Source organism: Armatimonas sp. (assembly GCF_031410135.1).
Taxonomy (GTDB): Bacteria; Armatimonadota; Armatimonadia; order Armatimonadales; family Armatimonadaceae; genus Armatimonas.
Window position 1 is genome coordinate 1 of the sequence record NZ_JANNYP010000275.1, and the last position, 2,694, is coordinate 2,694.

General features: G+C 62.9%; 1 protein-coding gene and 1 pseudogene. Both read left to right on the forward strand.

From position 1 onward, the window contains the following. On the forward strand, positions 1-1,285 hold a 1,285-nt coding region (locus tag RMO15_RS10220), incomplete at its 5' end, for a DHHA1 domain-containing protein (protein ID WP_309711518.1). A 222-nt stretch (positions 1,286-1,507) separates the two neighbouring features. After that, a pseudogene (locus RMO15_RS10225) lies at positions 1,508-2,694 on the forward strand (hypothetical protein); the annotation flags it as partial.

Consider the following 2,694-nt stretch of genomic DNA (forward strand, 5'->3'; position numbering starts at 1 on the left):
GCCGCACACCAAGTTCGTCGGGTACACGCAGACCTCTGAGCAGACGCAGATTGTTGGGATCCTCCAGAACGGCAAGCCGCTTCAGGAGCTTAAAGAGGGCGAGGAGGCGGAACTAATTCTCGCTGCGTCTCCGTTCTACGCTGAGAGCGGCGGCCAAGTCGGCGATACGGGGACGATTGACTTCGACCAGGAGCGCGGCGCGGGCGTTGTGTACTCGTCGTCGTTTGCTGTTAGCACTACTCTGAAGCGCGATGGGCTCTGGTTCCACCACGGGAAGGTGGCATCGGGGGCGCTGACGCTCAACGTCGATGTAACGGCACGAGTGGACATGGTGCGGCGTGCGGCGATCCTGCGCAACCACACGGCAACGCACTTGTTGCATAAAGCTCTGCGCTCGCAACTCGGAACGCATGTGGCGCAGAAAGGCTCGCTGGTCGCCCCCGACCGCCTGCGCTTCGATTTTTCCCATAACGCCGCCCTCACCGACGACGAGCTTGCTAGTATCGAGGCCGAGGTAAACACAGCGATCTACGCAGGCTATGGCGTAGAGACGGTCGAGACCAGCCAGGACGATGCCCGAGAGCGCGGTGCGATGATGCTCTTTGGCGAGAAATACGGCGATGTCGTGCGTATGGTAAGCGTTGGTGGAAAATACTCCGTGGAGCTTTGTGGCGGAACCCATGTCAAGAACACCAATGAGATTGGGCTCTTTAAGCTCCTCTCGGAGGGAAGTGCGGCGGCGGGCGTTCGGCGTATCGAGGCCGTGACGGGTGAAGGGGCGCTTGCCTATCTCAATGCCAAGCTCGCCACGCTGGCAAGCGCAGGCGCAATTCTCTCCGTCAAGCCCGATGCCGTCCCCGAGGCCATTGAGCGCTTACAAGCGCACGCCAAAGAACTCCAGCACGAGCTAAAGTCCCTCAAGTCCGCCGCCGCAGGCTCCCTCGCCGACACGCTGCTGGCCGAAGCAAGCGAGAAAGATGGCTACAAGGTCGTGATCGCCTCGGTCGAGACCGACGACGTGAGCAAGCTGGCCGATGAGCTGGTCGGGCGCATCGGCGCGGGCGTGGTCGTGCTTGGTGCCGTCTCGGGCGAGAAACTGGTCTTTGTCGCCAAGGCCACGAAAGATGCCGTTGCCAAGGGAGTCCACTGCGGCAATCTCGTCAAAGCGGCTGCCCAAGCATCCGGCGGCGGCGGCGGTGGTCGCCCCGACTTCGCCCAAGCCGGGGGCCGCGATGCCAGCAAGCTCAGCGAGGCGCTGGACGCCGCGCGTGCGGCGCTGGGGTAGGGTGTGCCATCTCCCCGCACTCGTACCTCGCGCGACCCTCTTCCCCTACCACTCGTACCTCGCTGGGAAGAGGGTGAACAGCCCCTCTTCCCGCGACGAAGGAGCAATAGGGGAAGAGGGGAGGCGAGGAACGAGCCGGGGAGATGGCCGCGAAGCGGGGGGAGATGGCTCTTCCTTCTCCTCTTCCTTCTCTGCCCTCTCGCACAAGCACAACCCCCGCTCGTGGTCTCGTCGCCGCCCGACATCACTTCCCTGAACCTCAAAGGCGCGTTTGGCTACGTCCACACGGCGACCGGAAAGCTTCCTGATCCCTCAACCGAGCCCCTCGAAACCCTAATTTCGCGTGCCGAGCGCGGCAATATTCGCCTCGCGGTGATCGGGGAGCCGCTGAATGGCCTTCCCAAGATTCGCCGTCTGCGCTTGCTGGAAAAAGGCACTGCAAGCGGGAGTGCGGTTACCTCGCCTTCCACACGCACGCTTGGGTTAGTGACAGTAGCGGATTTGATGGGCGAGGGCCGCCCGGTTGAGGTTATCCGTGGTGGGTTGGGACTGATTCGCTACCTGGGGGACTGGTTTGAAGCGACGGAAGAGGCGAAAGTTCCCGTTCTTGTGCTCTGGGGGAGCTTGGCGGGGCTTGGGCTGGCGCTTGGAATCGGGGCGTTGCGTAAACCAAAGCTTGTGAAGGCGGCGCGGAGTGCCTTGGCGGTAGCGACAGCAGGGACACTGGCGCTCTTGCCCGCAGGACTGGCTCCCTCGGCGACGGCACAGATTGCGATGTTCTTTTTGGCTACGCTGGTCATCGCCGCCTTTTCCCGCCCGGGGAAGCGCCCCTCGGCAGTGACAGATATTCTCCAGCTCTTTGGGGTATTGGTCGTGCTCGATACGATCTTTGGCTGGGGGATGGTCGCTCACTCAGCCCTCTCGGGCTACTACGATTCGGGGATTCGGTTCTATGGGATTGGCAACGAGTACATCGGCTTGCTGATCGGGGCGGCGCTGATGAGTGTGCCAAAGCGCTTTCTGGGCTTCGTGGGCGCGGGAATTGTGCTACTGCTGGGCTTGCCGATGCTGGGGGCCAATGCGGGAGGCGCGATGGCGGCGTGTGTGGCGTTTTTCCCACCGAGCAAAAAATTCTGGTGGCGGGGGGGGCTGCCATTTGTGGTGGTCGCAGCGCTGGCGGGGCTGGATCGGCTGATGCCGGGCGCGGCGCAGTCGCATATTGGGCAGGCAGCAGGGAAAGGAGCGAGCGCGTGGGGGGAGATTATCCTGCGCAAACTCGCCATGAACGCGCGGCTGACTGTGGCCGGGCCGACGCTGATTGCGATCTTGGTGGCGCTCGTCAGTGGCTGGCAGCTCAAGAGACTCTTTGGAAAGCTGGATGCGGAGCTTCAGGGGCGAGTGATCCAAGC